The 24307-nt window shown below is 73.4% G+C and carries 22 protein-coding genes and 2 tRNA genes; 10 read left to right on the top strand and 14 right to left on the bottom strand.

The genetic code is table 11. The features are described from left to right. Positions 1–16 precede the first annotated feature (16 nt). The 4 genes from rsrA to ACFY2K_RS02360 all read right to left on the bottom strand — a co-directional run bounded on the left by rsrA (position 17) and on the right by ACFY2K_RS02360 (position 2911). The gene (gene rsrA / locus ACFY2K_RS02375) at positions 17–436 is read right to left on the bottom strand and encodes a mycothiol system anti-sigma-R factor (RefSeq protein WP_375894125.1); all 420 of its coding nucleotides are present in this window, start codon (positions 434–436) and stop codon (positions 17–19) included. After that, a complete protein-coding gene (locus ACFY2K_RS02370; protein ID WP_375894128.1) occupies positions 433–1338 on the bottom strand; it encodes a sigma-70 family RNA polymerase sigma factor in 906 nt (301 codons plus the stop codon). Before ACFY2K_RS02370 ends, rsrA begins: the two co-directional genes overlap by 4 nt. Before the next feature lie 163 nt (positions 1339–1501). Next, a complete protein-coding gene (locus ACFY2K_RS02365; RefSeq protein ID WP_375894131.1) occupies positions 1502–2140 on the bottom strand; it encodes an alpha/beta family hydrolase in 639 nt (212 codons plus the stop codon). 18 nt (positions 2141–2158) lie between these two features. Beyond that, on the bottom strand, positions 2159–2911 hold the full coding sequence (locus tag ACFY2K_RS02360; protein WP_375894133.1) for an SOS response-associated peptidase: 753 nt from the start codon (positions 2909–2911) through the stop codon (positions 2159–2161). A gap of 166 nt (positions 2912–3077) precedes the next feature. Here ACFY2K_RS02360 and ACFY2K_RS02355 point away from each other — a divergent pair, with 166 nt between their 5' ends. The 5 genes from ACFY2K_RS02355 to hisN all read left to right on the top strand — a co-directional run bounded on the left by ACFY2K_RS02355 (position 3078) and on the right by hisN (position 7568). Beyond that, on the top strand, positions 3078–3803 hold the full coding sequence (locus ACFY2K_RS02355; protein ID WP_375894136.1) for a M50 family metallopeptidase: 726 nt from the start codon (positions 3078–3080) through the stop codon (positions 3801–3803). A 66-nt stretch (positions 3804–3869) separates the two neighbouring features. Next, the gene (gene aroA / locus ACFY2K_RS02350) at positions 3870–5201 is read left to right on the top strand and encodes a 3-phosphoshikimate 1-carboxyvinyltransferase (protein ID WP_380530040.1); all 1332 of its coding nucleotides are present in this window, start codon (positions 3870–3872) and stop codon (positions 5199–5201) included. A gap of 15 nt (positions 5202–5216) precedes the next feature. Then, positions 5217–6272, top strand: coding sequence for a ribosome small subunit-dependent GTPase A (gene rsgA, locus ACFY2K_RS02345; RefSeq protein WP_375894142.1), 1056 nt, complete (start codon positions 5217–5219; stop codon positions 6270–6272). Between the two features lie 130 nt (positions 6273–6402). Beyond that, positions 6403–6726 carry a multidrug efflux SMR transporter gene (locus ACFY2K_RS02340; RefSeq protein WP_188303055.1) on the top strand — a complete coding sequence of 108 codons (324 nt, stop codon included), beginning with the start codon at positions 6403–6405 and terminating at the stop codon, positions 6724–6726. 44 nt (positions 6727–6770) lie between these two features. Next, a complete protein-coding gene (hisN, locus tag ACFY2K_RS02335; protein WP_375894145.1) occupies positions 6771–7568 on the top strand; it encodes a histidinol-phosphatase in 798 nt (265 codons plus the stop codon). Between the two features lie 116 nt (positions 7569–7684). On the opposite strand, the gene ACFY2K_RS02330 is transcribed toward hisN, so the two are convergent. Continuing rightward, on the bottom strand, positions 7685–9160 hold the full coding sequence (locus ACFY2K_RS02330) for a catalase (protein ID WP_380591239.1): 1476 nt from the start codon (positions 9158–9160) through the stop codon (positions 7685–7687). Between the two features lie 105 nt (positions 9161–9265). Here ACFY2K_RS02330 and ACFY2K_RS02325 point away from each other — a divergent pair, with 105 nt between their 5' ends. Then, positions 9266–9691 carry a Fur family transcriptional regulator gene (locus ACFY2K_RS02325; protein ID WP_380408749.1) on the top strand — a complete coding sequence of 142 codons (426 nt, stop codon included), beginning with the start codon at positions 9266–9268 and terminating at the stop codon, positions 9689–9691. 21 nt (positions 9692–9712) lie between these two features. Here the strand turns inward: ACFY2K_RS02325 and ACFY2K_RS02320 are convergent, their stop codons facing one another. The 4 genes from ACFY2K_RS02320 to ACFY2K_RS02305 form a co-directional block, all read right to left on the bottom strand. Further along, positions 9713–11686, bottom strand: a complete 1974-nt coding sequence (locus ACFY2K_RS02320) for a tetratricopeptide repeat protein (protein ID WP_375894153.1) — start codon at positions 11684–11686, stop codon at positions 9713–9715. Between the two features lie 366 nt (positions 11687–12052). Then, positions 12053–12126 (bottom strand) — tRNA-Met (locus ACFY2K_RS02315). A gap of 168 nt (positions 12127–12294) precedes the next feature. Beyond that, positions 12295–12368 (bottom strand) — tRNA-Met (locus ACFY2K_RS02310). A gap of 66 nt (positions 12369–12434) precedes the next feature. Further along, the gene (locus ACFY2K_RS02305; RefSeq protein WP_387709442.1) at positions 12435–15434 is read right to left on the bottom strand and encodes a UPF0182 family protein; all 3000 of its coding nucleotides are present in this window, start codon (positions 15432–15434) and stop codon (positions 12435–12437) included. A 211-nt stretch (positions 15435–15645) separates the two neighbouring features. Here ACFY2K_RS02305 and ACFY2K_RS02300 point away from each other — a divergent pair, with 211 nt between their 5' ends. Continuing rightward, positions 15646–16218 (top strand): PPA1309 family protein, encoded by a 573-nt coding sequence (locus tag ACFY2K_RS02300; RefSeq protein ID WP_375894159.1) that lies wholly within the window; start codon positions 15646–15648, stop codon positions 16216–16218. Between the two features lie 30 nt (positions 16219–16248). On the opposite strand, the gene ACFY2K_RS02295 is transcribed toward ACFY2K_RS02300, so the two are convergent. The 4 genes from ACFY2K_RS02295 to ACFY2K_RS02280 form a co-directional block, all read right to left on the bottom strand. Next, the gene (locus ACFY2K_RS02295; RefSeq protein ID WP_375894162.1) at positions 16249–17361 is read right to left on the bottom strand and encodes a PDZ domain-containing protein; all 1113 of its coding nucleotides are present in this window, start codon (positions 17359–17361) and stop codon (positions 16249–16251) included. A gap of 42 nt (positions 17362–17403) precedes the next feature. After that, a complete protein-coding gene (locus ACFY2K_RS02290; RefSeq protein ID WP_375894165.1) occupies positions 17404–17595 on the bottom strand; it encodes a hypothetical protein in 192 nt (63 codons plus the stop codon). A gap of 274 nt (positions 17596–17869) precedes the next feature. Further along, the gene (locus ACFY2K_RS02285) at positions 17870–18310 is read right to left on the bottom strand and encodes a molybdenum cofactor biosynthesis protein MoaE (RefSeq protein ID WP_375894168.1); all 441 of its coding nucleotides are present in this window, start codon (positions 18308–18310) and stop codon (positions 17870–17872) included. 114 nt (positions 18311–18424) lie between these two features. After that, complete coding sequence (locus ACFY2K_RS02280; RefSeq protein ID WP_188303064.1) at positions 18425–19573, bottom strand: NAD-dependent epimerase/dehydratase family protein; 1149 nt, start codon at positions 19571–19573, stop codon at positions 18425–18427. 200 nt (positions 19574–19773) lie between these two features. Here ACFY2K_RS02280 and ACFY2K_RS02275 point away from each other — a divergent pair, with 200 nt between their 5' ends. Next, a complete protein-coding gene (locus ACFY2K_RS02275; RefSeq protein WP_375894172.1) occupies positions 19774–21324 on the top strand; it encodes a zinc-dependent metalloprotease in 1551 nt (516 codons plus the stop codon). Continuing rightward, positions 21321–21908 carry an NUDIX hydrolase gene (locus tag ACFY2K_RS02270; protein ID WP_380530034.1) on the top strand — a complete coding sequence of 196 codons (588 nt, stop codon included), beginning with the start codon at positions 21321–21323 and terminating at the stop codon, positions 21906–21908. The genes ACFY2K_RS02275 and ACFY2K_RS02270 overlap by 4 nt, the downstream gene beginning before the upstream one ends. A 76-nt stretch (positions 21909–21984) precedes the next feature. Here the strand turns inward: ACFY2K_RS02270 and ACFY2K_RS02265 are convergent, their stop codons facing one another. Then, positions 21985–22671, bottom strand: coding sequence for a M48 family metallopeptidase (locus ACFY2K_RS02265; protein ID WP_380530032.1), 687 nt, complete (start codon positions 22669–22671; stop codon positions 21985–21987). 333 nt (positions 22672–23004) lie between these two features. On the opposite strand from ACFY2K_RS02265, the gene ACFY2K_RS02260 reads away from it, so the two are divergent. Next, on the top strand, positions 23005–24084 hold the full coding sequence (locus tag ACFY2K_RS02260; RefSeq protein ID WP_375894189.1) for a ThiF family adenylyltransferase: 1080 nt from the start codon (positions 23005–23007) through the stop codon (positions 24082–24084). Positions 24085–24307: the final 223 nt, after the last annotated feature.

The following is a 24307-nucleotide window of genomic DNA, read 5'->3' as shown; positions in this document are numbered from 1 at the left end:
GGGCCGCTGCGCCGGACTACTCGGCCGGCGCTCCGGCCTCGACCGGCGCACCGGGGCGCACGCCCGGCGCGTCACCCGCGTCCTCGCGCGCCTGCACCGGTCTGGGCGCCGGACGGGCCGCCTCGACGTGCACCTCGACGGTCGTCTCCACGGCGACCACCACCGGCTCGCCCGAGCGCTGCCCGGCCCGGATCGAGTCGATCCTGGCCAGGACCTTGCTGCGCAGGTCCGTCGGGGTGTCGTCGCAGCCGCAGGAACGCTTGATCAGCGCCTTGATCGCCTGCTCCAGCCCGTACTGCTTCAAGCAGGGCGAGCACTCCTCGAAGTGCACGCGCAGCTTGGCGCAGTCGCCCTCGGCCATCTCGTTGTCGAGGAATTCATAGAGGTGGTCGAGGACCTCGCCACACTCGGTTTCGTGCGGATCGCCGCAGCTCATGAGCCCGAGCCCTTCGCTTCCTGCCCTGCCCCGCTGCCGGCCGGGACCAGCCCGCGCTCACGGGCGTAATCCTCCAGCATGCCGCGCAGCTGCCGGCGGCCGCGGTGCAGCCGGGACATCACCGTACCGATGGGAGTACCCATGATGTCCGCGATCTCCTTGTACGCAAAGCCTTCTACGTCCGCGAGATACACGGCGATCCGGAATTCCTCCGGGATCGCCTGGAGCGCGTCCTTCACGTCGCTGTCGGGCAGGTGGTCGAGCGCCTGGGTCTCGGCCGAGCGCAGACCGGTCGACATGTGCGACTCGGCCCTGGCCAGCTGCCAGTCCTCGATCTCCTCCGCCGCGGTGCGCTGGGGCTCCCGCTGCTTCTTGCGGTACGAGTTGATGAACGTGTTGGTGAGGATGCGGTACAGCCAGGCCTTGAGGTTGGTGCCCTCACGGAACTGGTGGAAGGACGCGTACGCCTTGGCGAACGCCTCCTGGAGCAGGTCCTCCGCATCCGCGGGGTTGCGCGTCATGCGCAGCGCCGCCGAGTACATCGGGTCGAGGTAGCCCAGGGCGTCGCGCTCGAAGCGCTCCCGCCGGGCCTCCTCGGACTCCTCCGCCGACACCCGGAAGGTGTCCTCACCGATCGCCTCGGCCAGCTCCTCACCGGTGAGCGCCTCGCCCGCAGGCAGGGCCTCGTCCGGGCCACGGCCCGGATCGGCCTCGTGCTCGGTCCCGACGACCGGACCCACCTCCTCGGCATGACGGGCACGGCCCACTGCGGGCCGCCCAGAAATGGAGGATATCGGGCTGACGGGCTTCTCGCCCGCGTCGAGCCAGTCCGACCAGGAGGGGGCGAACGCCGCGGCGGCCTCGCGCTCCTCCGGCCGTTCGGGGCACGCGATCGAACCCATCTGCCCTACCTCTCACCGGTGACTCATGCTGACGGACACGACAACCACACCGGCCCCGCCCGCATTCCCGCCCGCACCCGCCGTTCACTCGCACGAGTGAGCGAGCGGAAACACCCTGCTCACGGCCCCTCACACGGGCACCGGAGCCACAGCGGCACCGGCGTCACAGCAGCCCCAACACCCAGTCCCCCACCGCCGAGCAGATCAGCTCCAGCACCTCGTCCTGCCCCACCGACGCCCGCTTCGGCACCTCGAACCCGTGGTTCCCGTACGGCAGCGCCACCAGCTCGTGCCCCGCCGGCAGCTCCGGGAACTCCGCCGGCCCGCCGAACGGGTCCGCCGCACCCTGCACCACCAGCGTCGGCAGCCCCGACCCCAGCAGCTCCTCGGCACGGCTCTTCTCCGGCTTCCCCGGCGGGTGCAGCGGGAACGCCAGCGCCACCACCCCCACCGCACCGCTCGCCGCCCCCGTCCGACAGGCCACCCGCGCCCCCGCGCTGCGCCCGCCGACCACCAGCGGCAGCCCGGCCCCGGCCAGCCGCTCCGCGACCGGCAGCCAGCCCACGTCCAGCGTCCTCGGCGCCGGGCCCAGCTTCTTCCCCGCCACCCGCCACGGCTGCTCCACCAGCGCCACCGTGATCCCCCGCTCCGGCAGCCGCCCGGCCAGCGCCACCAGGTCCCGGGCGCCGGTCCCGCCGCCCGCCCCGTGGCCCAGCGCCAGCACCGCCCTCGGCGCGGCCGCCCGGTGGTAGGTGATCCGGGCGTCCCCGGCCCCGGTGGTGACGAGTTCGGAGGTGGTCATCCCGGCAGCTCCCAAGTCTCAGAACAGTGTGGTCTCGTACTCGACCTCGGTCCACGGCTCCTTGAGCTCCGGACCGTTGTTGCGGATGTTCCCGACCGCCGGCGACACCGGCGTGGCCAGCAGCGCCCCCGGCGGCGGGGGTATCAGCAGCCGGCGCACCTCCTCCGGGTCGCCCAGCCCCGGGTCCAGCCACTGCCCCCAGTCCCGCCGGTCCAGGAACAGCGGCATCCGCTCGTGGATCGGCGCCAGCGACTCCTCGGCGTCCGTGGTCACGATCGTGAAGGTCACCAGCCAGGCCTCCGGGTGCCCCGGCGGCACCGCCCGGTTGCGCCAGAACTCGTACAGCCCCGCCAGCGCCAGCGGGGCGCCGTCCGCCCGGGACACGAAGAACGGCTTCTTGCGCGCCTTGCCCCGCTCCCCCGGCACCGTCTGCCACTCGTAGTAGCCGTCCACCGGCAGGATGCACCGGCGCGAGGCGAAGGCCTGCCGGTAGGCCGGCTTCTCGTGCACCGTGTCCGAGCGCGCGTTGATCATCTTCACCGCCGTCTCGGCGGAGTTCGACCACTGCGGCACCAGCCCCCAGCGCAGCGCCCGCAACTGCCGCACCGGCCGCGCCGCCCCCTTGGCCAACCGCTCCAGCACCACGTACGCGCTGTTGGTCGGCGCCACGTTCCAGTTCGGGTCCAGGGACTCCTCCGGGTCCCAGAACTCCACGTCGAACAGCTCGACGACGTCCTCCGGCTTGCTGCTGGCTGCGAAGCGACCGCACATGCGGGCCAGCCAACCACACCGCGCCCGCTCAGCACTTCCTCATCCACGGAGCAGAACCGCCCGCTCCCCTCCGCCCGTCCCCGCATGGGAGGCTGCCCCGAACGGCCCAACCCGGCCCGAACGGCGAATCACGACACAGCACAGCGAACGGAGGCGCAGCCCGCCGATGAACCCGAACAACCAGAACCTCGGCGAACTGTGGGACCGGGTCACCGGCACCCAGGCCGCCCCGCCCGGCTGGCTCGTCCTCGCGACCGGCTGCGCCGCCCTGCTCGCCGTCCTCGCCCGCCCGCTCTGGCACGTCACCCGCAACGCCGTCACCATCGCCCACGAGGGCGGCCACGGCCTCGCCGCGCTCGCCACCGGCCGCAAGCTCGCCGGCATCCGGCTGCACTCCGACACCTCCGGCCTCACCCTCTCCTACGGCCGCCCCACCGGCCCCGGCATGGTCCTCACCGCCGCCGCCGGCTACACCGCCCCCGCCCTGCTCGGCCTCGGCTGCGCCGCCCTGCTCGCCGCCGACCGGATCACCCTGCTGCTCTGGCTCGCCATCGCCCTGCTGCTGGCCCTGCTCCTGCGGATCCGCAACGCCTTCGGCCTGTTCACCGTGCTCGTCGCCGGCGGCGCCTTCTTCCTGGTGTCCTGGTTCGGCAGCGCCCAGGTCCAGGCCGGCTTCGCCTACCTCGGCTGCTGGTTCCTGCTGTTCGGGGCGGTCCGCCCGGTCCTGGAACTCCAGCACCAGCGCCGCACCGGCTGGGCCCGCGACTCCGACGCCGACCAGCTCGCCCGGCTCACCCACGTCCCGGCCCTGGCCTGGGTCACCGTCTTCCTGCTCACCGCCCTCGCCTGCCTCGCCCTCGGCGCCACCTGGCTGCTGCAACCCCTCCACTAGATCACCGCCGTCCCGCCATCCGGCCGCAGCGGGGGCCGTTCCGTCACGGACCCTAGACTGGCCCCCATGACCGACTCCTTGTGGCCCGCCCCCGTCGCCAGCGCCCCCGTCGACGCCACCGTCACCATTCCCGGCTCCAAGTCGGTCACCAACCGGGCCCTGGTGCTGGCGGCCCTCGCCGACGGACCCGGCTGGGTGCGCCGCCCGCTGCGCAGCCGCGACTCCCAGCTGATGGCCGACGGCCTGCGCGCCCTCGGGGTCACCATCGAGGAGAAGGTCAACAACGACTCCGGCGGCACCGGCGGCGGCGAGGCCTGGCGGGTCATCCCCGCCCCCGCGCTGCGCGGCCCCGCCAACGTCGACGTCGGCAACGCCGGCACCGTCATGCGCTTCCTGCCCCCGCTCGCCGCCCTCGCCGACGGCCCGGTCCACTTCGACGGCGACCCGCGCAGCCACGAGCGCCCCCAGCACGGCGTGATCAACGCCCTGCGCGCGCTCGGCGCCCGGATCGAGGACGGCGGCCGCGGCAGCTTCCCGCTCACCGTCCACGGCACCGGCGGCCTCGACGGCGGCCCGGTCGAGCTGGACGCCTCCTCCTCGTCCCAGTTCGTCTCCGCCCTGCTGCTCTCCGGCGCCCGCTACCACCACGGCGTCGAGGTCCGGCACGTCGGCGGCCCCGTCCCGTCGCTGCCGCACATCCGGATGACCGTCGAGATGCTGCGCCTGGCCGGCGCCCAGGTCGACGCCCCCGAGGACGGCGGCGAGAAGGACGTCTGGCGGGTCACCCCCGGCGCCCTGCTCGGCCGCGACCTGGTCGTCGAGCCCGACCTGTCCAACGCCGCCCCGTTCTTCGCCGCCGCCCTGGTCACCGGCGGCCGGGTCACCGTCCGCGACTGGCCCCGCCACACCTCCCAGCCCGGCGACCAGCTGCGCGACCTCTACTCCCGGATGGGCGGCGCCTGCGAGTACACCGACGAGGGCCTCCAGTTCACCGGCACCGGCCGGATCCACGGCATCGAGGCCGACCTGCACGACGTCGGCGAGCTCACCCCGGTGATCGCCGCCGTCGCCGCCCTCGCCGACTCCGAGTCCCACCTGTACGGCATCGCCCACCTGCGCCTGCACGAGACCGACCGGCTCGCCGCCCTCGCCAAGGAGATCAACGACCTCGGCGGCGACGTCAGCGAGACCGAGGACGGCCTGCGGATCCGCCCCCGCCCGCTGCACGGCGGCATCTTCCACACCTACGAGGACCACCGCCTGGCCACCGCCGCCGCGGTGCTCGGCCTCGCCGTGCCCGGCGTCGAGGTGGAGAACGTGGGCACCACCGCCAAGACCCTGCCCGACTTCCCCAAGATGTGGGCGGAGCTGCTCGGCGGAGCGGCCGCGGACGCCTGAGCGGAGACTTGAACCATGCGCCGCTACGGCAAGGACGCCGACGAGGACGACATCCGCAACCGCCCCGCCCGCCGGGGCTCCCGGCCGCGGACCCGGATCCGGCCCAAGCACGAGGACGCCGACGAGGCGATGGTGCTGACCGTCGACCGCGGCCGGATCACCTGCCTGGTCGACCCGGGGACCAAGCAGGAGCGTGAGGTCGTCGCCATGAAGGCCCGCGAGCTGGGCCGCAAGGGCGTCGTCGTCGGCGACGTGGTCAACCTGGTCGGCGACCTCTCCGGGGACGCCGACACCCTCGCCCGGATCGTCCGGGTCGAGGAGCGCAGCTCCGTGCTGCGGCGCACCGCGGACGACGACGACCCGTACGAGCGGATCGTCGTCGCCAACGCCGACCAGCTGGCCATCGTCACCGCCCTGTCCGACCCGGAGCCCCGCCCCCGGCTGATCGACCGCTGCCTGGTCGCCGCCTACGACGCGGGCATGGAACCGCTGCTGGTGCTCACCAAGTCCGACCTCGCCCCGGCCGGGCCGCTGCTGGAGTCGTACGCCCCGCTCGGCATCGACTACGTCGTCACCCGCCGGGACGAGCTGGAGACCGCCGGCGCCGAGGCCGTCCGCGAGCACCTGCGCGGACTCTCCACGGTGTTCATCGGCCACTCCGGCGTCGGCAAGACCACCCTGGTCAACGCCCTCGTCCCGGACCGGCGGCGGCAGACCGGCCACGTCAACGCCGTCACCGGCCGCGGCCGGCACACCACCGTCTCCGCCCTGGCCCTGCGGCTGCCCCCGCCGCCCGGCGTCAAGCCCGGCTCGAAGAAGGCGCTCGACCCGGGCTGGGTGATCGACACGCCCGGCTTCCGCTCCTTCGGCCTCTCCCACATCGACCCGTCCCGGGTCATCCTCGCCTTCCCGGACCTGGAGCCGGGCACGGTCGACTGCCCGCGCGCCTGCAGCCACGACGAGCCGGACTGCGCCCTGGACGCCTGGGTCGCCGACGGCCACGCCGAGGCCGCCCGGCTCTACTCGCTGCGCCGTCTGCTGGCCAGCAAGGAGGCCCGCGAGGGCGACTGAGCCCGGCGGGGGCTCCGCCCCTTCCCCGAGGCTCGCGGCCCGTTCGAGGTGTCGGACCGCCCCTCCCTGGCGATCATAGGAAAGTCGGGCCGGACACGGCCCGTCCGTCGATCGACAGGGAGGGCGCGCGATGGCATGGGCCCTGGTGATCCTGGCCGGCCTGCTGGAGACCGGCTTCGCGATCAACCTCAAGCTCAGCGAGGGCTTCACCAAGCTCTGGCCCACCATCAGCTTCTGCGTGTTCGCCCTCAGCAGCTTCGGGCTGCTCACCCTCTCGCTCAAGAGCCTGCCGGTCGGCCCCGCCTACGCCGTGTGGACCGGCATCGGCGCCGCCGGCACCGCCATCTACGGCATGGCCTTCCTGGACGAGACCACCTCGGTGCTCAAACTGGTGTCCATCTCCCTGGTGATCGCCGGCGTGATCGGCCTCCAGCTCAGCGGTTCCGCCCACTGAGCGCCCGCCCTCCCCGGCCGACCCGCTGAGCTAGGGTTTCGGGCATGGCCGACTACCACGACGATCTCCGACTCGCCCACGTCCTCGCCGACTCGGCCGACTCGGTCACCCTGGAGCGCTTCCGCGCCCTCGACCTGAAGATCGAGACCAAGCCCGACCTGACGCCGGTCAGCGACGCCGACAAGGCCGCCGAGGAGCTCGTGCGCAGCATCCTCCAGCGCGCCCGCCCGCGCGACGCCGTGCTCGGCGAGGAGTTCGGCCTCCAGGGCTCCGGCCCGCGCCGCTGGGTGATCGACCCGATCGACGGCACCAAGAACTACATCCGCGGCGTCCCGGTCTGGGCCACCCTGATCGCCCTGCTGGAGGACGGCCCGGACGGCGTGGAGCGCCCGGTGGTCGGCATCGTCTCCGCCCCGGCGCTGCAGCGCCGCTGGTGGGCCGCCAAGGGCCTGGGCGCCTACGCGGGCCGCAGCCTGACCAAGGCCTCCCGGATCCACGTCTCCGGGGTGTCCCGGATCGAGGACGCGTCCTTCTCGTACTCCTCCCTCACCGGGTGGGAGGACCGCGGCCGGCTCGACCCGTTCCTGGACCTCACCCGGGCCTGCTGGCGCACCCGCGCCTACGGCGACTTCTGGTCCTACATGATGGTCGCCGAGGGCGCCGTGGACATCGCCGCCGAGCCCGAGCTGTCGCTCTGGGACATGGCCGCGCCGTGCATCGTCGTCGAGGAGGCCGGCGGCAGCTTCACCGGCCTGGACGGCGTCCCCGGCCCGGGCGGTGCCGACGCGGTGGCCACCAACGGCCTGCTGCACGACGAGACCCTGCGGCGGCTCTCCGTCTGAGCCGCTGTTGTTCGCCCGTTCGCCCCCGGAGCGCTCCCGGGGCCCCGGGCGCAATGGTGCGGGCCCTGTGACCAGTGGGAGCTGGTCACAGGGCCCGCTGCTCGTTCCGGCCCGTCCTACTGCTTGCGCAGCTCCCGGACCGCTGCCTCCAGCCGCTGCCCGTAGTCGGCGTCGGCCTTGCGGAAGTTGTCGATCGCCCGCTCCACGATGTCCTCGCGGTCGGCCGAGACCTTGGCGATGAAGCCGGCCAGGTTGGCGATCAGCCGCTGCTTCTCGTCCTCCGTGAACAGCCGGTACAGGTCGCCCGCCTGCACGAAGTCGTCGTCCTCGGCGTGCGAGGGCGCCGCGTGGGTGCCGGTGGGGCCGTCGACCGCGGTCGCGGCCCAGAGCGGACGGCCGGTCTGCACCGGGCCGCCGAAGCTGTTGGGCTCGTAGTTCTTCTGCCGGCCGTGGCGGCCGTCGTACAGGTACCCGTCCCGGCCGTTGGTGCGGGCCTCGGTGGCGTGCGGGCGGTTCACCGGCAGGTGGTCGGCGTTGATGCCGACGCGGTAGCGGTGGGCGTCCGCGTAGGCGAACAGCCGGCCCTGGAGCATCTTGTCCGGGGACGGGCCGATGCCGGGCACGAAGTGCGCCGGGGAGAAGACCGACTGCTCGACCTCGGCGAAGACGTTCTCCGGGTTGCGGTTGAGCTCCAGCCGGCCGATCTCGATCGGCGGGTAGTCGGCGTGCGGCCAGACCTTGGTCAGGTCGAAGGGGTTGAAGCGGTAGCCGGCCGCGTCGGCCGCCGGCATGACCTGGACCTGCACCGTCCAGCTGGGGAACTCGCCGCGCTCGATCGCCTCGCGCAGGTCGCGCTGGTGGCTGTCCGGGTCCTCGCCGGCGAGCCGGTTGGCCTCGGCCTGGGTGAGGTTGCGGATGCCCTGGTCGGTCTTGAAGTGGTACTTGACCCAGAAGTGCTCGCCGGCCTCGTTCTGCCACTGGAAGGTGTGCGAGCCGTAGCCGTTCAGGTGGCGGTAGCTGGCCGGGATGCCGCGGTCGCCGAACAGCCAGGTCACCTGGTGGGTGGCCTCGGGCGACAGGCCCCAGAAGTCCCAGACGTTGTCGGCCTCCTGCGAGCCGGTGTACGGGTCCCGCTTCTGGGTGTGGATGAAGTCGGGGAACTTGATGGCGTCCTTGATGAAGAACACCGGGGTGTTGTTGCCGACGAGGTCGTAGTTGCCCTCCTCGGTGTAGAACTTCAGCGCGAAGCCGCGCGGGTCGCGCACCGCGTCGGCCGCGCCGAGGTTGCCGGCCACCGTGGAGAACCGGAGGAAGACCTCGGTCTGCTTGCCGACCTCGGACAGGAACCCCGCCCGGGTGAAGGGCGTCACGTCGGCGGTCACCGTGAAGGTGCCGTACGCGCCGGCGCCGCGGGCGTGCACCACGCGCTCCGGGATGCGCTCGCGGTTGAAGTGCGCGAGCTTCTCGAACAGCAGCTGGTCCTGGATCAGGGCCGGGCCGCCGGGGCCGGCGGTCTCGGTGTTCTGGTTGTCCGCGACGGGGGCACCCGCCTCGGTGGTGAGGGTCGGGCGAAGCTCGTCCTGCGTGGTCATGGCGGGTTGCCTCCGGGGGATCCGATCGTGATGACACGATCCTAACTTGGACTTCGTCCAAGTCAATACTGGCCCTAATCCCGGAGCGTGACTTATTCTGGTCCCATGAGTGATCTGCTGGAGAGACTGCGCGGACGCGGCTGGCGGCTGACCTCACAGCGCCGCGTGGTGGCCGAGGTCCTCGACGGCGAGCACGTCCACCTCACCGCGGACGAGGTGCACGCCCGCGCCGCCGCCCGCCTGCCCGAGATCAGCCGCGCCACCGTCTACAACACGCTCGGCGAACTCGTCACCCTCGGCGAGGTGCTGGAGGTCGCCACCGACGGCCGCGCCAAGCGCTACGACCCCAACGCCCACCGCGCCCACCAGCACCTGGTCTGCTCCGGCTGCGGCGCGATCCGCGACGTCCATCCGCACGGCGACCCGCTCGCCGCGCTGCCCGCGGCCGAACGCTTCGGCTTCGCCGTCACCACCGCCGAGGTCACCTACCGCGGCCTGTGCCCCGACTGCCGCCACCGAAGCGGCAGTTGACGCCCCGGGCCCGGACGGGCCCTACGCGCTCAGCTCGGCGTGCAGCGCGCCCAGCAGCCGCCCGGCCCGCTCCGCGACCTCGGCCGGACCGTAGTCGATCGCCCGCCGGCACCAGTTCTCCGCCTGCACCGGCTCGCCCCGGCGCAGCGCCAGCAGCGCCAGCCGCAGCGCCGCCCGGCCGTGCCCGGCGTCGGCGGCCCGGGTGTACCAGAGCATCGCCTCCGCCTCGCAGTCCTGCCGGGCCAGCAGCAGCCCCAGGTTGAACGCCGCGCTGCGACTGCCCGCCCCGGCGGCCCGCCGGTACCAGCTCTCGGCGATCTCCAGCGCCCCGCGCTCGGCCGCCCGCACCCCCATCCGCACCTGGGCACGCCGGTGCCCGGCATCGGCCGCCAGCGCGTACCAGTGCTCGGCCTCGGCGTCCGCGTCCCCCCGCCGGTCCAGCACCGAGGCCAGCCGGAAGGCGCCCTCCGCCGAACCGCCGGCCGCCGCCTGCCGGTAGCGCTCCAGCGCGCCGGACAGGTTGCCGCGCTGCTCCTGGGCGACCGCCAGCTGCAGCGCCGCCTCGCCGTGCCCCTCGGCCGCCGCCCGCGCGTACCACTCCTGGGCCTGCCGCGACTCGCCGCGCCCGGCGTGCAGCACGCCCAGGTTGAAGGCGCCGTCCACGCTGCCGGCCTCGGCCGCCTTGGAGAACCACGGCTCGGCGCCGGACTCGTCGCCGCGCTGCAGCAGCACCACGGCCAGCGCGTTGCAGGCCTCCCGGTGCCCGGCGTACGCGGCCCGGCGGTACCACTGCTCGGCCTGCTGGTCGCGGCCGGTGCCGGCGCAGAGCAGGCCGAGGTTGAAGGCGCCGTTCTGGTCGCCCGCGTCGAGCGCGGTGCGGTACCAGTGCTCGGCGGCCTTGGCCTCGCCGCGGCTCGCGTGCAGGGCGCCGAGCGCGTTGGCGGCATTGCCGTCGCCCGCCTCGGCGGCCTCCTGCCACCACTCGGCGGCGGCGGCGACGTCCCCGGAGTCGCGCAGCAGGAAGCCGAGCGCGCAGGCGGCCCGCGGCTCCCCGTTCTGCGCGGACTGCCGGTACCAGCGGGCGGCCTCCTCCAGCAGCGACCGGTCGGTGCGGGCCCGCTCCTCCAGCAGCACGCCCAGGCGCAGCGCGGCGCGGGCGTGGCTGCGGGCGGCGGCCGTGCGGTACCAGGCCTCCGCGGTCTCCTTGTCCCCGGCGGCCTCGCGCATCCGGGCCAGCCGGTAGGCGGCCTCACGGTGCCCGGCGTCGGCGGAGACCTTGAACCAGCGCTCGGCCCGCACGTCGCGCCGGTGCTCCATCAGGTCGCCGAGGGCGTAGGCGCCCAGCGGGTGGCCGTGGTCGGCGGCGTAGTGCAACCAGTACTCGGCGGCCTCCTCCTCGCCCTGGTCGCGCAGCTGCAGCCCGAGCGCGTGCGCGGCGGGGGCGCTGCCCGCCACCGCCGCGTGGCGCCACCACTGGCCGGCCTCGGCGCGGTGGCCCTGCTGGTGCAGCAGGACGCCCAGGTTGTTGGCGGCGGCCCGCACCCCGGCGGCCGCGGCGGCCCGCAGGTACGGCTCGGCGTCCTCCAGGTCGCCGCGGCGCAGCAGCAGGGTGCCCAGGCGGCCCGCGGCGTCCGGGTCGCCGCCGTCGGCGGCCTGCCGGTGCCGGGCCTCCAGGGCGGCGGACTCCCGGGCGGCCAGCGCGGTCTCGAAGCTGGTCGGGTCCAGCCCGGCCGGGTCCAGCGCGGCACCGGCCGGCGCCTCCTCACCGCCCGCCCCGTACGGGCCCACGGCGGCGGAGAACTGCCGGGTGGAGACGTGCACCAGGCTGTCGGGCCCGGAGCCGCCGACCGCGGGGCGCTCGGACAGCCCGCTGGTGCGCTGGGCGGGCAGGGCTCCGGGGCGGCTCTCGGGGCTCTCGGCGCTCTCCGCCCAGGCGTCGGTGTCCGCCTCGACGGCCGCACCGGACTTGGCGCCTGACTTGCCGATCAGCCTCATGCCGACTCCCGCTCCCCCAGAGTGTCGCGGCATCGTGCCCCGGCCGACGGCCGGGGGGACTCCCAGGAGAGGTGCCGGACCGGACGGCCCGTCAGCGGCCGTGCACCGTCCCCCATGTGTCCCATCGTCGCATCACCCGCTACCCGCGTACACCTGCCCCGGCCGAATTCGAGTGGGGCGGACCCGAAGCCGACGGAATTGCTTCGGCGCTTTGTCGATTTCCCGACACTTGCGCCCCACAAACCCCGGTGCCGTCCCCGTTGGCGACGGTCGATAGTACCGGAGCGGTTCCCGCCGCTTCCGGACGGAAACGTCCGGGTACGACAGAGGCCCGGAGGAATGATCCTCCGGGCCTCTGACACTGAGTAGCGGGGACAGGATTTGAACCTGCGACCTCTGGGTTATGAGCCCAGCGAGCTACCGAGCTGCTCCACCCCGCGTCGTTGATCAAACTCTAGCACGGTTTCGACGGGGCCCGACACCACCGGCCGGCGGCCCCCGCCCACCGCGGCCGCCACCCCCGGACCCGGCAGGACTCCGGACCCGACCGGGGCCCGGATACGACAGAAGCCCGGAGGATGTGATCCTCCGGGCTTCCTGCTACTGAGTAGCGGGGACAGGATTTGAACCTGCGACCTCTGGGTTATGAGCCCAGCGAGCTACCGAGCTGCTCCACCCCGCGTCGGTAAGAGAACCGTAGCACGGACGCGGGGTGGACCCAAAAACGGTCACCGCAGCTCAGCGGGGACTAGGGGTGCGGACTGGCCGCCCCCGAGCCGGTCGGCGTCGCCGTCGGCGCCGGTGCCTGGCCGCCCGCCCGGGCCGCCTCGGCCGCCTTCAAGGCGTCGCCGAGCGCCTTCTGGGCGTTGCCGTACGCCACCCAGTCGCCGTTCTTGAACGCGGTCTGGCTGTCGTTGTACGCCTTCTCCGCGTCCCCGAGCGCCCGCTGGAGCTCCGGCGAGATCGTCCCGCCCGGCGCCGGGGTGCCCGGCGCGGTGGGCGTCGGAGTCGGCGTGCCGGCGCCGCCGGGCGTCGTCCCGGTGCCCGGGGACGTCCCGGTGCCCGGCGTCGCCCCGCCCTGGCTGGACGGCGCCACCGGCGTGGCCGGCGGGGCCTGCCCGGCGAACAGCTTGCGCAGCGCGTCGTCCAGGGTGTTCTCGAACGCCACGTTGTCGTCCCCGTACACCGCCAGGACCTTCTGCAGCGTCGGGTACTTGGCGCCGCGCCCGCGCACGTACACCGGCTCGACGTTCAACAGCCCGCCGCCGACCGGCAGGGTCAGCAGGTTGCCGTACTCCAGCTCGGTGTCGCCGCCGCTCTTCAACGCGAAGATCTGGTTCGCCACCTCCTGGCGGGAGTTGAACTTCGACTGCACCAGGCCGGGGCCGGGGGCGCCGCTCTCGCCGGTCATCTTGAGGATGCGGATCTTCCCGTAGTCCTCGCCCGGGTCCGCGTTGACGGCCATGAAGGCCGCCAGGTTCGGCCGCTGGTTGGGCACGAAGGTGCTGGTCAGCGAGAAGCTCGCGGCCTGGGCGTCCGGCATCCGCACCGTCACGTAGTACGGCGGCTGGACCTGCTTGGTGTCACTGGTCGGGTCCACCGGGACCTGCCAGATGTCACTGCCGTTGAAGAAGGAGTTGGCGTCCGTCACGTGGTACTGGCCGAGCAGGTCGCGCTGCACCTTGAACATGTCCTGCGGGTAGCGCAGGTGCGGCAGCAGCGTCGCCGGGATGTCCGACTTCGGCTCCACGGTGCCCGGGAAGGCCTTCATCCAGGTCTTGAGGACCGGGTCCTTCTCGTCCCACTGGTAGAGCTTCACCTCGCCGGTGTAGGCGTCCACCGTGGCCTTGACCGAGTTGCGGATGTAGTTGACCTGGTTGGCGGCGGTCAGCAGCTCACCGCGCTGGTTGGTCAGCGAGTCCTTGGTCGCCGTGCCCAGCGTCGTCTTCGACGAGAACGGGAAGCCGTCCGAGGTGGTGTAGCCGTCCACGACCCACACCACGTGGCCGTCCTGCACCACCGGGTACGGGTCGGCGTCGATCGACAGCCACGGCGCGACCTTCTCCACCCGCTCCTTGGGCGTCCGGTTGTAGATCACCTTGGCGCCGTCGGTGATCGCCCCCGCGTACAGCATCTGCGGCTCGGCGAAGCGCACCGCGTACGCGGCCCGGGTGATCGGGTTGTCCAGCGAGACACCGCTGTCACCGGTGTACGTGTACTCCACGTTCTGACCGGTCTTGACGTCGGTGTAGTCGATCTCCTTGTTCGAGCCGCCGACGATCGAGTACGTCGTCGTCTTCTCGCCGTAGTAGATCCGCTGCTCGTAGTCGCCCAGCGCACCGGCGGCCGGCAGGCCGGACTCGGTGAACACCGGCCCGCCCTTGTCGTCGACCTGGTTGCCCTTGGCCAGCGCCGCGCCGTAGCCGTGGGTGTACTTGAAGTGGTCGTTGATCCAGTTCCGCTGCACCCCGTTGAGGTCCAGCTCGCGCAGGCCGATCACGGTGTCCTGCTTGCCCGTGGGCGTGCTGTAGCGGTCCACCGAGAGGGTGCTCGGGAACGCGTAGTAGTTGCGCTGCTGCTCCAGCGACTGGAACGTCTGCGACACGATGTTCGGGTCCAGCAGCCGCACGTCCGCGATGGTCTGCGCGTCCGGCTTCAACGCGTCACCCGTGGTCGAGCCCTGCGGGCTGTACGGGGTGGTCTGCGCGTCCGCGATCCCGTACGCCTGCCGGGTCGCGTCGATGTTCTTCTGGATGTACGGCGTCTCCTTGGCCTGCTCGTTCGGCTTGACCTGGAACTGCTGCACGATCGCCGGGTACAGCCCGCCGATCAGCACCGCCGACAGCACCATCAGCCCCAGCCCGATCAGGGCCGGCGCCCAGGTGCGGCGGATCGGCGTCAGGAAGAACAGCACCGCGCAGATGATCGCGACGAAGAACAGGATCGTCTTCGCCGGCAGGAACGCGTTGGCGTCCACGTAGCGCAGGCCGGTCCAGCCCGAGACCCCCTTGTAGGAGCCGGTCTTCACCGCCAGCGCGTACCGGTCCAGCCAGTACGCCACCGCCTTCAACAGCACGAACACGCCCAGCAGCACCGCCAGGTGCCCCTGCGCGCCCGCACTCGCCCGCCGGCCCGGGCCCTGCAGCCGCAGCCCCCCGTACAGGTAGTGCACCAGCGCCGAGGTCAGCAGCGAGACGATCACCGCGCTGAACGCGAAGCCCAGCACGAACTCGTAGAACGGCAGGTCGAAGGCGTAGAACGAGACGTCCATGCCGAACTGGGCGTCCTTCTCACCGAAGGACGTCGCGTTCGTCCACATCAGCCAGGTCCGCCACTGGCCGGACGCCGCCGCGCCCGCCACCAGGCCGATCACCAGCGAGACCCCGATCAGCGCCCAGCGCTTGAACGGCGCCAGGCCCGCCCGGTAGCGGTCCAGGCTCTGCTGCTCCACCGACATCGCCGACAGCGGCGGCCGCAGCCGGTGCGCCAGCCACACGTTGAAGCCGACGATCACCGCCATCAGCAGGCCGAAGACCCCGAACAGCCCGACCTTCGTCCACAGCTGGGTGGTGAACACCGAGGAGTAGCGCACCGACCTGAACCACAGCCAGTCCGTCCAGAACCCGGCGAACATGACGAACAACAGGAACAGCACCGCGAGTACGCCCAGGGTCAGCAGGGCCACCCGCGCCCGCCGGGAGGGCGGGCCCACCCTCCGCCGGAAACCCGGCCCTGAGCGTTCCGGCATCTGGAATACCACGGTGGCACCTCAGCTGTGTCGTCTGGAATCGGTCGGTCGTCAGAGCAACTTAACCAGTCTTCGACCGAGTTCCCACCGTTAGCAGACGGTTACGACACCGTTCGCCCGCAACCCCCCGCCGCCCCGCCCGGACACCCCGCCCCGGGCCCCCGGGACCGCCCCGGCGAGCGGGCGCCGCCCGGCGTGTGAGGATTGAGTCATGTCCGACGCGCCTGATCTGAACAACTCCCCCGACGACGTCTCCAAGCTCCCCGCCGCCACCCCCCTCACCCGGGCCGCGCTGGAGATCGACGAGTACGCCGCCACCCTCGGCTGGGACCTCCCGGCCCGACTGTTCGCCCTGGTGGACAGCGCCGCCCTGCGCAAGGCCGACCCGCGCATCGCCAAGCAGCTCGGCCTCGCCGACAGCGACGAGCCCGGCCTCACCCCGGTCGAGCAGGACGAACTCCCGGCCGGCATGGAGCTCGACAAGTTCCTCGGCACCATCGCCTGGCCCGCCGCGGTGGCCGGCTGCGCCCTGGTGGTCGAGCGGCTGATGCTGCCGCCGGGCGCCGAGCAGTCCCGCCCGCGCGGTGCCAGCGACGCCCAGCTCGCCGAGTGGGTGGCCAACCACCCCAAGCGCGAGGAGGTGCGGATCACCGCCGCGGTGCTGCGCGACGGCAAGAAGGAGATCGCCCTGCGGCTGCGCTCCAAGGACGTCGCCCGCGAGGTGCTGACCGGCCCGGACCTGGTGCCCGGCCTGACCGAAGCGCTGCTGGCGACCTTCTCCTGACGCCGGTTCCCGCCCCCGCCCAGGGCCCGCCTAGCGGGGGCAGGACGGCAGCGCCGAGGCCTGCCCGGAGCGGATCTGCTCCAGCGACTTGAGCGCGCCGTCCAGGGTGTCCGTCTTGATCAGGGTCAGCCCGGACGGCACGTTCTTGGTGGCCTCGGCGCAGTTCGAGGCGGGGGTGAGGAAGTACTCGGCCCCGGCGTCCCGGGCGGCGATCAGCTTCATCGATATCCCGCCGATCGGGCCGACCTTGCCGTCGTCGTCGATGGTGCCGGTGCCCGCGACGAACTTGCCGCCGGTGAGGTCGCCGCCCGGGGTGAGCTTGTCGATGATGCCGAGCGAGAACATCAGCCCGGCGCTCGGGCCGCCGACGTCCTGCAGGCCGATGTCGATCTGGAACGGGTAGGTGTGCCGGATCCCGGTGCCGATGCCGACCACCGCGAGCTCGGCCCGCTCGGCCGGCGCCTTCGGGTCGAGGTCCTTGGCCCGGACGGTCGGCACGGTGACGTCGGTCCTCGTCCCCGGGGTGGCGGAGCCGTTGCCGGAGGTGTCCTTGGCCCGCGGCACCACGGTGAAGACCACCGACTCACCGGGCTTGTGCTTGGTGACGGCGGCGACCACCTGGTCCACCGAGTCGACGGCGGCGCCGTCCACCGCGACGATCTGGTCGCCCGCGTGCAGCCGGCCCTCGGCCGGGGCCCCCGCGGTGACCGACTTCACGATCAGCTCGTTGCCGACCGGGACGCCCAGCTGCTTGAGCGCGGCGGTGCGGGCGCTGTCCTCGGAGGAGGCGAACTCCTCGGCGTTCTGCTTCTTGGCGTCGGCGTCCGACTGCCCCTTGGGGTAGACGTTGTCGTGCGGCACCACCAGCACGTCGTCGCGCATCCAGCCGATCACCGCGTTGACCAGGCTGGGCTCGTACTTGGCCCCGGTGACCTGGACGGTGGTCATGTTGAGGTGGCCGCTCGTCCGGTACGAGTCGTGGCCGGTGATGGTGATCACCGGCTTGCCCCCCTGCTCCCCGAGCGTGTTGTACGTCGGGCCCGGGCTCATCTCCGTGTACGGCACCTTCATCAGCACCGAGACGCAGAGCAGCGCTATGAGCAGCAGGGTGGCAGCGAGCATCGTCGCGGAGCGGCGTGGCATGCCTCGACAGTACGGGACGCCCGTGACGCGGCGCCCGCCGGGCTACCGGCCGGAACCCTCCCCGGGGGCGGCGGAGCCCGCGGTGGTCCGTTCCATCGCGGCCATGAAGCGCCGGTGTTCGGCGAGCGAGGCCGGGTCGCCGGTGGCCCTCGGGGCCCGCTGGGCCCACCCCGCCCACGCGGCCGCGACCAGGACGGCGACAACCGGAATGATCAGCCAGGCGAGCGCACCCATGTCAGTACTCCCAGCTCCTCGGGTCTATGAGCAGATTAACCACCCCGGCGGACAACGCGGCCGGCGCCATCCGGGTTACGGGACGGCCGATCGGCTCACTTCCAGGGAGTATCCGGCGCCCCCGGCCGGACCCGTTCGGGTGAGGCCGCGGCGCGCCTGACCCGAAGGACGTGCTCCGTGTGCGGGCGGTTGCACCGCGTCCGCGCGGACGGGCGGCCGCCCACCGCCCCGGGAACGGGAGTCCGGTCAGCGGCCCCGGGGGCCGGGATCCCGGTCAGCAGCCCCCGGCGCCGACCCACTCCTCCTCGCCGTCGGCGAAGACCTGGTGCTTCCAGATCGGCACCTCGTGCTTGAGGTCGTCGATCAGCCGGCGGGCGGCCGCGAAGGCCTCCCCGCGGTGGGCGCAGGAGACGGCGACGATCACGGCCTTGTCGGTGATCTCCAGCCGGCCCACCCGGTGCACCGCGGCGAGCGCCCGCACCGGGAAGTCGGCGACGACCTTCTCGGCGATCCGGCGCATCTCCGCCTCGGCGGTGGGGTGGCAGCTGTACTCCAGCGCGGAGACCGACTTGCCGCCGTCGTGGTCCCGGACCGTCCCGACGAAGACGGTGGTGCCGCCGGCCGCGTCGTCGCCGACCGCCTCGTACACCTCGTCCAGCGAGAGCGGGGTGTCGCGGACGGCGAGCAGCCGGATGGGGTCGTGGTTCTCGGACATGACCCCATGATTCCCCATCGGGGGCCGATCGGGGCAAGGGGCTTCCGCATCACGATTCCGAAATTTCGCATCGTGAGAAACGACGCCCGCCGGGCGCCCCCAGCGGGTGCCGACTCAGAAACGGCGCCGCTTGCGGGCCCGGCGCACCAGCGCCGCCGTGCCGACCAGCGCCACCGTCGCCCCGGCCGCCCCCAGACTGGTCGCGGCCTCCTTGCCGCCCAGCCGGCGCCCCGCCACCGCGTGCTTGCCCGACACCTGCGCCAGCAGCTCGGCCAGCACCTGCTCGTTGGTGAACTCCGGACGCCAGCCCGCCTCGTGCAGCCTGCTCCCGGACACCACCCACGGGTACATCGTGTACGCCAGGTCGCCCGCCGGCGCCGGGGTCAGCCCCAGCCGGTGCAGCCGCGCCGCGGTGCCGAGCGCCAGCGCGGCCGGAAGCTCCATCCGCCGGATCCCCGACAGCCGCTCCACGTCCTCCTGCTCCAGCCAGCCGTCACAGCCGACCGTCACCTCGCCCTCCACCAGGCCCAGCGCCGCGTACTCCAGCGCCGCCGCCAGGTCGTCCACGTGGCAGAACTGCCAGCACGGACGCGAACCGGCCACCACCAGCAGCCGGGGCGCCTCGAAGTGCCGGGTCAGCACGGTGTCCACACCGGGGCCCACCACCACGGCCGGGCGCAGCACCGTCACCTGCAGCCCCGGGTGGGCGCGCGGCGCCCGCCGGGCCAGCCGCTCGATCTCCAGCAGGTCCCCGACCAGCGAGGCCTCCTCGGTCGCCCGCAGCTCCGAGTCCTCGGCCAGCGGCACCTCGTTGTCGGCCAGCGCGCCGTAGACCATCGCGGAGGTGCACAGCACCACCCGGTGCACCCCGGCGGCCGCGGCCGCGGTCAGCACCGTCTGGGCGCCGCGCACGTTGTAGGCGCTGCGGGCCCGCGGATCGGACTCCATGCCGAAGTCCATCGCCAGGTGCACCACCACGTCGACCCCGGCCAGCCGCTCGGCCACCGCGGGGTCCCGCACGTCCAGGACGCGCCACTGCACGCCCGGGACCTCACCGCGCCGGTCGTCCACCGCCAGCACCCTGCGCACGTGCGGGGAGGCCACCAGCCGGGCGGCGACCCGCTCGCCCAGCACCCCCGCGGCACCGGTCACGGCCACGGTCAACGGCCGCCCGCCGTAGGCTGGAGGCGGCGACGCCGTGGCGTCCGGATCGTCCTCTCCAGCGGTCAGCCCAGAGCGAACGTCCGAAGGCGGGGAACTCACCGGCCATCCTCCACGGTTAGCTTATGTGCGTACGGACGTGTGTCACGTACGTCCATCCTGCCCGAGGCGAAGGCCCGGCGGTGCACCCGGCGCGGGCCTGGCCCTCGGGAGCCGCCCACGAGTCCCCCGCTCCACCGGAGCCCCGGGCGGACCGCACTGCCCGCCACACCCGTATGACGGCCGACCGGATCGAGGACCCCGTGAGCGACCTTCCCTTCGGATTCGGCGTTCCCCCCGAGGAGCCCGAGGACGGCAAGGCCAAGCCCGACGACGCGCAGAAGAAGAAGGAGCAGGGCCAGGAAGGCACCGGCGGCCCCCAGCCGTTCGGCTTCGGAGCCGGCAACCCCTTCGGCGCGATGTTCGGCCTGCCCGGCACCCCGGGCGGCCCCGGCGGCGCCGGAGCCGACAACCCCTTCGCAGCCATGTTCGGCGGCATGAACCCCGGCGACCTCGGTGCCGCCTTCCAGCAGCTCGGCCAGATGCTCTCCTTCGAGGGCGGCCCGGTGAACTGGGAACTCGCCCAGAACATCGCCCGGCAGAGCGTCGTCGCCGAACCCGCCGAGGGCAAGAGCAAGGACCGCTCGGTCGGCGACGCCGAACGCTCCGCCGTCGTCGAGGCCGTGCGCCTGGCCGACCTCTGGCTCGACGGCGTCACCGAGTTCCCCTCCGGCGCCGGCACCGCCGTCGCCTGGAGCCGCGCCGAGTGGATCGAGGCCACCCTCCCGGTCTGGAAGGACCTCGTCGACCCGGTCGCCGAGCGGGTCGGCAACGCCATGGGCGGCGTCCTGCCCGAGGAGATGCAGGCCATGGCCGGCCCGCTGATGGGCATGATGCGCTCCATGGGCGGCGCCATGTTCGGCACCCAGATCGGCCAGGCGCTCGGCGCCCTCGCCGGTGAGGTCGTCGGCTCCACCGACGTCGGCCTGCCGCTCGCCCCGGCCGGCAAGGCCGCCCTGCTCCCGCAGAACGTCGCCGAGTTCGGCGAGGGCCTGAACGTTCCCGCCGACGAGGTCCGGCTCTACCTCGCCCTGCGCGAGGCCGCCCACCAGCGCCTCTTCGCCCACGTCCCGTGGCTGCGGGCCCACCTGCTGGGCGCCGTCGAGGCCTACGCGCGCGGCATCAAGGTCGACACCTCCCGCATGGAGGAACTCGTCGGCCAGCTCGACCCGAGCAACCCGGAAGCCCTCCAGGAGGCCCTGGCCGGCGGCCTCCTCCAGCCCGAGGACACCCCCGCGCAGAAGGCCGCCCTGGCCCGCCTGGAGACCGCCCTCGCCCTGGTCGAGGGCTGGGTCGACGCCGTCGTGCACGCCGCCGCCGAGCCCCACCTGCCGCAGGCCGGCGCGCTGCGCGAGACCGTCCGCCGCCGCCGCGCCGCCGGCGGGCCCGCCGAACAGACCTTCGCCACCCTGGTCGGCCTGGAACTGCGCCCGCGCCGCCTGCGCGACGCCGCCCGGCTCTGGGCGCTGCTCGCCGACGCCCGCGGCGTCGAGGGCCGCGACGCGCTCTGGGAGCACCCTGACATGCTGCCCACCGCCGCCGACCTGGACGACCCGGACGCCTTCGTGCACCGCGGCAGCGGCGACCTGGAGGGCGGCTTCGACTTCGACGCCCTCGACAAGCTGCTCGGCGAGGCCGCGGCCGGCAAGCCCGACCTCACCAAGAACGACCCGCCCAAGGGCGACGCTCCGCAGAACGACGCCCCGAAGGGCGACCAGGACGGCACCGACGGAAAGGGCGAGCCCACCGCATGACGGCCACCGGGACGGGTACGTCCACCCTCCACGCGGACGCCGTCCGCACCCTGACCGACTGGCGGCCCGCCGAGCGGGACCAGGAACAGCTGCGCCTCGACTACCTCGCGCACCTCGCCGAGCAGCCCGAGGGCCTCTACCGGTCCTGCCTGCCCGCCCACATCACCGCGAGCGCGGCGGTCGTCGACCCCGCCGCCGGGCGGGTGCTGCTCACCCTGCACCCCAAGGTCGGGATCTGGCTGCAGATGGGCGGGCACTGCGAGCCGGGCGACGCCGACCTCGCCTCCGCCGCCCTGCGCGAGGCCGTCGAGGAGTCCGGCATCCCCGACCTCACCCTGCTGCGCCAGGACGGCGTGCCCGTCCCCGCCAAGCTGGACCGCCACCAGGTCCGCTGCACCGGCAAGGACCGGCCGGAGAACACCCACCTGGACGTCCAGTACATCGCGGTGGCCCCGGCCGGGGCGCAGGCGCTGATCAGCGAGGAGTCGCTGGACCTGCGCTGGTTCGACTACGACCGGCTGCCGGAGCTGACCGACCACTCGGTGCGCGACCTCGTCGCCCGGGCCCGGGCGCTGACCGCCTGACCGCCTGACCGATCGAAGCGCGACACGAAGAGGGGGCGCGGACCGTACGGTCCGCGCCCCCTCTCGCCGTCCGCCCTCACCCGCAGGAAGCCCCCGGATCCGACCCCGGCCCCGGCCCCGGCGCACCGTGCCGGGCCCCCGGGATGTGCGGCAGCCGGGCCGCCGACACCACACCCTCCAAGTAGCCGCGCGCCCGCTCCGTCCGCGGATAGGCCTCCAGCAGCGCCCAGAACGCCGGACCGTGGTCCGGCACCAGCAGGTGCGCCAACTCGTGCAGCAGCACGTAGTCCAGCACGTACTCCGGCATGCCCTGCAGCCGGTGCGACAGCCGGATCGTCCCCTCACTGGGAGTGCACGAGCCCCAGCGCGAATTCTGGTTGGTCACCCAGCGGACCTGCACCGGCTGGGCCCGGCCCTCCAGATAGGCCGCCGACAGCTCCCGGGCCCGTGCCATCAGGGCGTCGTCCCCGAGGACCCGCCGACGCTCCTGGGCCGCGAGCTTCTCCAGCATCTGCGTGACCCAGCGCTGCTCCTCGGCGTGCGACATCCGGGCCGGGATCAGCACCACGGTGCGGTCGCCCTCGCGGTAGGCGGAGACCGTCCGGCTGCGCCGGGCGCTGCGCCGCACCTCGACCCGGCTGCGGTCGTGCGCCTCCGGGGGCACCGCCCCGGCGGGCGGGTGCTGCGGCCTCGCCTGCTGCTTGTCGTGCGGCTTCTCGCGCTGCTTCTCGTCCGGGCGCCCGCGCGTACTCGGCGCCGCCATCTGCGACCCGGAAGCTGCACGGGCACGCCGACGCAACGCCGGTGGATGGGAGTCCCGCTCGGCTGCCATGGCACACGACGTTACCCGGTACCACTGACAGAAGTCCGGTGCCGTGGCCGAAATCTTTCATGGAGCGATCGGGAACGAAAGGCCGACGAGGGGTGTCCGGAAACCGACGCCAGGAAGGATGGGCAGTTATCCACAGGGCCTCCGAACAGATGGTGTGATCATGCGCCCGGGCCTGTGGATAACTTTCCGCACGCCCCCGCCGCCATGGGGCATGCTGCGGTCAGCCGTCCGGAAACGATCGGAAGGGAGACCACCGTGCGCCTCATGCTCAAGCCCGCGCTGTCCCGCAGCTGGCGGGACTCCGAGACCCTGCAGTTCGGCACCGTCACCCGGTTCGCCGGGGTGCTCGGCAACGCCGACAAGACGCTGTGCGAGTTCCTCGACCTGCTCGACGGGACGCGCGAACGACCCGAGCTCCTCTCCGCCGGCGAACGGATCGGACTCGGCCGCGAGCCCACCGACACCCTGCTGAGCGAACTGCAGGAGACCGGGCTGCTCGACGACGCGGAGGCGACCGGCCGGGCACTGTCGCACTTCCCCCGGCCCCACCAGGACATCCTCGGGCCCGACCTCGCCTCGCTCTCCCTGGTCCACTCCGGACCGGGCGCCGCACCGGCCGTCCTGGTCCGGCGCGCCAGGTCCAGGATCGAGGTGCGCGGCGCGGGCCGGGTCGGCGCGGCCGTGGCGACCGTGCTCGCGGCCGGCGGCGCCGGCACCGTCACCGTGGCCGACAGCGGGCGGGTCCGGCCCGACGACTGCTCCCCCGCCGGACTGCCGCCCTCGGACATCGGGCGGCTGCGCTCGACGGTCGCCCGCGAGGCGGTGCAACGCGCCACCGGCCGCCCACTGGCCCCGGTGCCCCGGCCCAAGAGCGACGACCCACCGCCCGACTTCGTGGTCCTCGCACCCCGGGACGGCAGCGCGGCCTTCGCGGGCGGGACGTACGAGGCCCGGCTGCTGCTCCGGGCCGGAGTGCCGCACCTGTACGTGGGCGTGGTCGAGGAGTTCGGCATCGTCGGGCCGCTGGTGATCCCCGGGCGGTCGGCCTGCGGGCACTGCCTGGTGCTGCGCCGGGAGGACGAGGACGCCGCCTGGCCACGGGTCCTCGCCCAGCTCGCGGACGACGGCCCGGGCCGGGCCCGCACCCCGGCCTGCGACACGGCCCTGGCCACGGCCGTCGCCGGCCTGGCGGCACTGCACGTCCAGGTGTACCTGGACGGCGGCCGACCGCCGAGCGTCGACGGCTGGTGCGAGATCTCCGCAGGCGACGGCATGCCCCGCCGCCTGCGGCTCCGAGGACACCCGGACTGCGGCTGCCTGTGGCAACCACTGCCGCCGGGCTGAGACACGAGGAGGACAGGAGGTACGAGGAACGCACCGGGCACCGGCCCGGGCGGCTGCGGGGCTCAGCAGCCACCCGACCGGCGCCCGGGGCCGACACGGCCAGGACGCCCGGCCAGGTGAGCCCATGGCCAGGTGAGCCCATGGCCCGCGCCCTGCCTGGGGCAGGGGCGCGGGCCTACAGCGGGGTGACGTACGCCCCGGAGATGCCGCCGTCCACCAGGAA

Source organism: Kitasatospora sp. NPDC001309 (assembly GCF_042896295.1).
Lineage (GTDB): Bacteria > Actinomycetota > Actinomycetes > Streptomycetales > Streptomycetaceae > Kitasatospora.
Note: the sequence above shows the minus strand (reverse complement) of the source record. Positions and strands in the feature narration are given on the sequence as shown.